Genomic DNA, 6,169 nt, shown 5'->3' with positions numbered 1-6,169 from the left:
AGATAATGTATAGAAAAAATCCGTTAGAACAAACAAGTTCTAACGGATTTTCTATTTTAAGTATCTAGTTTTTTCCCAGACATTTTCTATTTTAAGTATCTAGTTTTTTCCCAGACACATTTTTCTTTTATTAATTTAAAAATGAATACGGATCTTGATTTTTTGCTCGTGCTGGCATCGTATAACGTCCAAATAATATCATTGCATGATGTGTTTTAATCCATTGATCTTTAGGTAATAGTTGTTCTAATCTTTTCTCAATTTGATGGGGTGTTGCCTTTTCATCAACTATTTTAAATTTTTTAGAAATACGTGATACATGAGTATCAACTGCAATTGCTGGGACTCCAAAAGCTTCAGCTAAAACTACATTAGCAGTTTTTTCACCAACACCTGGTAATTCCATCAATTTTTGTTTATCATTAGGAACTTCCCCATTATAGCTGGTGCTAATAATTTGTGCAGTTTCCTTTAGATGTTTAGCTTTGGTTCGATATAATCCTATAGTTTTTATATGATTTTCAATTTCAGAAAGAGGGGCTTGGGCCAAAGCAAAACTATCCGGATAATCTTGATTAAATTGAGGTGTAACAGAATTTACCTTTTTATCAGTAGTTTGTGCGCTCATTAATACCGCACAGAGTAAATGAAAAACAGTATCCCAGTGTAATTCTCCCTTGGCATTTGGATACATGCTCACAATACGGTTTAAAACATCTCTTGCTTCATCATCTGATAATAATTTTTCACTCTCATTAGTCATCTTTAATATTCCTTCTTTTAATTTTTCTGTAAAAAGTTTTTTACTTGATCAGGAGTTGTGAGATTATGTCGTTGCCAATTTAATAAAATTCTATCAATATACTTAAAATTATATACTTGAGCTAAAATAGCTTCCCTTAGAGCAATTTTGATTACTTCAGGTTGATAATGATCTATATTAATCCAAGCAGCAATTTCCTGTCGTTCAATTGGACTTAAAAGACGTCCAAATTCAATCTCAAATTGACGAACCAACGTTTGAATTGGATCTCGTACTACCCTTTTTCTAATATTAGTGTTAGCATTCATGTTAGCTTGTTGGTCCGCATCAATTAATTTATCTATCTTTTTATATAGGGGACTTAAATCATAAAAATTACTAATTCGCCCTTCTTGATCATGGCCTTGTTGCAAAATTAAAACTTCTTTATCAATTAACTGCTGGATAAGTTGTGAAATTTCAATTGTCGACAGAGTCATATTTTTAGCTAAATCATTATTATTTGGAAAAGTATTATTTTTTTGAGCCCAAGCTTCAAGCTCTAAAATTAAAACTAACTCTGCTTCAGTTAGTTGAAGCTGGGAGTAATATTTTAATAGGTTGTTAGAAATGATAGTAAAACCTGTATTACGATAGTCATTATATGTAGCCATTGTTTTTCCCTTCAAAAAAAGTTGAACCATTGTTTATGGCTCAACTTTTTAATTTGTATTATATTTTATGGTTCAAGACGATTAATCAATCTTGGGAATGGAACTGCTTCACGAATGTGATCTAATTTACAAATCCAACCAAGGAATCTTTCGAAACCAATACCAAAGCCTGAGTGAGGAACAGAACCATATCTACGTAAGTCGAGATACCATTCATAGTCCTTTTCATTTAATCCAGCTTCTTCAATTTGAGATTTTAAGGTTTCGTAATCACTTTCACGTTCACTACCACCAATAATTTCACCATAACCTTCTGGTGCTAACACATCAGCACAAAGATATTCCTTAGGATTTTCAGGATTTTTCTTCATGTAAAATGGCTTTATGCTAGTTGGATAGTTCATAATGAAAACTGGACGATCATATTGTTCAGAAATATATGCTTCATCAGGAGCACCAAAATCATCGCCCCATTTGAAATCACGTCCTGCATCTTGTAACATCTTAACAGCTTCATCGTAGCTGATACGTGGGAAGTTACCTTCAGCAGTAGGTCTTAACTTATCGATATCTCTACCTAAAATACCTAATTCATATTCGCAGTTATCAATGATTCTCTTAGTTACAAATGCTAAGAGTCTTTCTTGAATATCCAAAGATTCATCTTGGTGCATCCAAGCCATTTCAGGCTCCATCATCCAAAATTCAGTCAAGTGACGACGAGTTTTAGATTCTTCTGCTCTAAATGTTGGACCGAATGTAAAGATTTTACCAAAAGCTTCGGCTCCAACTTCACCATATAATTGACCAGATTGTGAAAGATATGCGTCATGGTCAAAGTAATCAATATGGAATAATTCAGTAGTACCTTCTGGAGCTGATTGCATCAAAATAGGAGCATCAAATTTGATAAAACCTTCTTGTTCAAAGAAATCAACAATTGCTTTAAAAGCTTGATTTCTAATTTGCATAATTGCAAATGGACGCTTAGATCTTAACCATAGGTGACGGTGATCAAGTAAGAAATCAATACCGTGTTCCTTGTTACCAATTGGGTAACCTTCGTTGTTGGTTACGATCTTTAAATCTGAAATTTTAATTTCATAACCAAAATGAGATCTTTCATCTTTGTGAATAGTACCGGTAATGTACATACTTGCTTCTTGGTGCAAACTCTTCGCAGCATTGAAGACTTCTTCAGGTACATCTTTCTTTAAAACAATACCTTGGAAAAATGCGGTACCATCACGTAATTGTAAGAACATAATCTTACCACTAGAACGTTTATCTGTGAGCCACACATGCATCTTGACTTCTTCGTCAACGTGCTTTGGGGCATCTTTAATTGAGATTAATTCTGTCATTACTTACCAACCTTTATGAATAAACTAATTCAATTATACTAGAAAATTATACTTTGAGATAAAAAAATTGGAAATTATTTAAAATTAAATATTATCAATGAAATAAATTTCTTTTCCATCTTTAAAATTATATAATGCATAGCCATAATTTCCATTACTCTTTTTATAAGAAATTTCCCAAACGGGACGACCCTTATACCATCCTAATTCAGTTTGCACATCTGAGTGACCTGGATGTTTAGAGTTAAAAATCGACTTTACTTTACTCTCACTTATTCCGCTACTTTCAGAATAAAGATGTGATTTTTTGGAATGGGGTAAATAAATAAAATAGTATTTACGCCCTTTCTTATCAACGCCAACTACGCTATCACTTTTAACGCTTCTGCTCAAGTGATAAGTCTTAGTGATTTTTGTAATAGGTGTTTTATCAAGCGCTACGCTAGCTACTGCTTTTGAATTATCACTTTGAGTTTTGGTTCCAAAGATAAAAATGACTATACAAATTATATAAATAACTAGCAGTCCTCCAATTATTCCTCCGCCAATTTTTAATCCTTGTTTAACTCTTTGATCCATATATAGTATTTTCCTTTAATAATTTTTGTAATTCTGTTAAATCAACTTTTTTTGCACTCACTGGTAAACTTTCTAAAAACTTTTTACCATAATCTTTTTGCCAGATTCTTTGATCTAAAATAACAAAGATACCATGGTCTCTTTCATTTCTAATTAAACGACCACATCCCTGTCTAAAACGAATAATTGCACGTGGTAAAGTATCTAATTCAAAGACATGACTACCAACTTGTTTTTTTAATCGTTCATCACGTAATTTTACCTCAGGTTGGTCTGGAGACTCAAATGGTAATTTAGTAGCAATTGTTAAATCAACTCCACTATTTTTAAAATCAATTCCTTCCCAAAAACTATTAGCACCTAATAAAATGGCTTTATCTGCAATACCAAATCTTTTTGCAATTCGCTCATTAGTTCCCGTTAGACCCTGAGCTAGAATTTCGTAATCTTTCAGTTCATTACTATTAGATATTTGGATAAATACTTTTTTAATGGTTTCTAAATTAGTAAATAATACTAATACATGCGACTGTGGTCCTAAATCTTCCTTCAAGAACTTAACAATAAAATCCGCGAATTCATCTTCATTAGGATCCGCTAAAATACTTTTATCTTCTAAAGCCAACACCTGCAAGTGCTTTTCAACCTGATATGATGCTTTTCCTTTATACGTTACAGTAGTTGTTGGATCCAAACACAATTCCTTTAAGATATAAGAAAAATCATCTTGTTCCATTAAAGTAGCTGAAATAAATAATTTTTTAGAAAAATATTGATAAAGTTGTGTTAATTCATCACTTGGATTAAGCATTAACCAACTGATATTTGTTGAAAGCGGATCATCGATATTAGTAACTTGAAGAATGAAGCCCTTTTGTGCAAATTTAGCAGGATTATTTAATTGATCAATCAAGAGATAATTTTGCTCTGAATAGAAATCTAATTGGTCAATTTCTTCTTGTAAGTCTTTAATTAAAGCATCATCACTAGTTAAAAGCTGTTCTTGCTCATGGTAAAGTAAAAACAAAATTTTATTTACATTTCTTCTAACTAGCTCAGTTTTTGTTTGCAGCTGATTTAATAAACGAACCATTTCCTGTGCATTAGGAAATAAATCTATACCTTGAAATCCAAATTCATACTTAGTTTTAGTCTTTTGCTGGCTACTAGTAGCGAAATCTTTTCGAGAAAATAATTGTCTTTGAATATTATTAATTAACTGAATTAAATCTGCAATTTGATTGTCTAATGTATCTAAAATTAATCCAAAGCGACTATCATTTCCAAAACGCGCCTTAACACCATAACCAGAGAAAAATAGAAGATTTTTCAAATGAGTACATGTTCCCCAAAATGATTCAAACTGGAGAGAATTACTACGGGAACTGGTTACATTATCAACAAAGCGGTGTGCTTCATCTACAACTAAAAATGGATTTTGTCCCCAGATAGAATCCATATAGTGATTAGCTAAATAGGCATGATTAGTAATTAAGATATCAGCTTCTTCTTGACGCGCTCTTGCTAAATTCCAGAAGTCATATTCTGAAAAAATTGTGCCTACTCTAGCATCTCCAGGATGACGAATCATCGCAAACAATGGATCTTGATAATTGGTCAATTGTAGTTCATCTAAATCACCGGTTGTAGTTTCTGTCAACCACACCAAAATTTTCATCTGTAAAACTAAAGTCTGAATACCTGAATTAGTAGTCTGATATAAAGAGTTAAAAAAACCATCTAAATCAATATAGTGGCTACTTGCCTTCACTTCTTGGGCACTTAAATCTAATCCGGTTATTTTTAATAGCTGGGGAATCTCTTGTGTCATCATTTGGTTTTGCAAGACTTTAGTAGGTGTAGCAATTACTAACTTTCTCCCTGAATATAACTCATAGGCATACGACATTAAAAAACTTAGCGTTTTACCACTTCCATTAGGAGCTTCAACTACAATTGAGTCTTCTTTAGGAGAAACAATAAATTCATGAAGGCGATTTATCAGACTAACTTGTCCCCTCCTAAATCGAACATGTCCCTTGAATAATTTCTTCTTTTCAATATCACTTTCAGGAAAAACAGCTTCCTTAGACGTTGGATTACCTATATTTACATTTTGTTTTTTAATGATTAAATTTCTAACTTGAATTAAATCTTTAGCTAAAGGTCGTCTCTGCTGGCGAGCTGCTTTCGATATTTCAGAAAAAATATAATCAGTATTACGTAACAAACCTTTAGAAAGTGCCGTTAATGTATTTAAAGTAGCTTGTGGAAGTGATTCTAATTTATTAATAATTTCCAATAATAATTTAGCTGTTACTAACGCATCTGAATCAGCTCTATGAGGATTCAAATGTTTAATATTTAAACGACTAGTCAGGTCGCGCAATTTATAAGATGGATATGTTGGAAAAGTAATTTGAGCTAGTTCTACAGTATCTAATGCCTTTCCAGTTAATGGTTCTAAACCAGCTCGTGCAAGTTCATAATTTAGAAATGGTAAATCAAAGTTTACATTATGAGCGACAAAAATTGCATCTTTTAAGATATCACGTATTTTTTTAGCATAGTGTGCAAAAACTGGCGCTGTTGCAACGTCACTATTTTTTATTCCTGTTAAATTTTCTACTGATTGTGGAATTTCTTTTTGAGGATTAATTAAAAAAGAATAAGTTTTTACTACTTTTCTATTTTTAATAATTGCACAACCAAATTGAATAATTCTATCTTCATGCTGTCTTTGAGTTCCTGTAGTTTCAAGGTCTACTACAGCAAATACGTCATTAGAAAATGCTTTTTCCACAATTTTA

The 6,169-nt window shown here is 32.0% G+C and carries 5 protein-coding genes; all 5 read right to left on the bottom strand.

From position 1 onward, the window contains the following. Positions 1-130: 130 nt before the first annotated feature. The 5 genes from nth to HDR40_RS02175 all read right to left on the bottom strand — a co-directional run bounded on the left by nth (position 131) and on the right by HDR40_RS02175 (position 6,162). Positions 131-763, bottom strand: coding sequence for an endonuclease III (gene nth / locus HDR40_RS02195; RefSeq protein ID WP_290626079.1), 633 nt, complete (start codon positions 761-763; stop codon positions 131-133). A 17-nt stretch (positions 764-780) separates the two neighbouring features. After that, on the bottom strand, positions 781-1,416 hold the full coding sequence (locus tag HDR40_RS02190) for a DnaD domain protein (RefSeq protein ID WP_290626077.1): 636 nt from the start codon (positions 1,414-1,416) through the stop codon (positions 781-783). A 65-nt stretch (positions 1,417-1,481) separates the two neighbouring features. After that, positions 1,482-2,780 (bottom strand): asparagine--tRNA ligase, encoded by a 1,299-nt coding sequence (asnS, locus tag HDR40_RS02185; RefSeq protein WP_290626076.1) that lies wholly within the window; start codon positions 2,778-2,780, stop codon positions 1,482-1,484. A gap of 84 nt (positions 2,781-2,864) precedes the next feature. Next, entirely contained in the window at positions 2,865-3,359 is a 495-nt protein-coding gene (locus tag HDR40_RS02180) for a hypothetical protein (protein ID WP_290626074.1), read from the bottom strand. Next, positions 3,343-6,162 carry a helicase C-terminal domain-containing protein gene (locus HDR40_RS02175; RefSeq protein WP_290626072.1) on the bottom strand — a complete coding sequence of 940 codons (2,820 nt, stop codon included), beginning with the start codon at positions 6,160-6,162 and terminating at the stop codon, positions 3,343-3,345. The genes HDR40_RS02180 and HDR40_RS02175 overlap by 17 nt, the downstream gene beginning before the upstream one ends. Positions 6,163-6,169 lie beyond the last annotated feature (7 nt).

It is taken from the genome of Lactobacillus sp. (assembly GCF_014803895.1).
Note: the sequence above shows the minus strand (reverse complement) of the source record. Positions and strands in the feature narration are given on the sequence as shown.

What these genes read in the sequence shown, in the direction of transcription:
- nth (WP_290626079.1), bottom strand. Translation starts at nt 763, where the DNA reads ATGACTAATGAGAGTGAAAAATTATTATCAGATGATGAAGCAAGAGAT.
- HDR40_RS02190 (WP_290626077.1), bottom strand. Translation starts at nt 1,416, where the DNA reads ATGGCTACATATAATGACTATCGTAATACAGGTTTTACTATCATTTCT.
- asnS (WP_290626076.1), bottom strand. Translation starts at nt 2,780, where the DNA reads ATGACAGAATTAATCTCAATTAAAGATGCCCCAAAGCACGTTGACGAA.
- HDR40_RS02180 (WP_290626074.1), bottom strand. Translation starts at nt 3,359, where the DNA reads ATGGATCAAAGAGTTAAACAAGGATTAAAAATTGGCGGAGGAATAATT.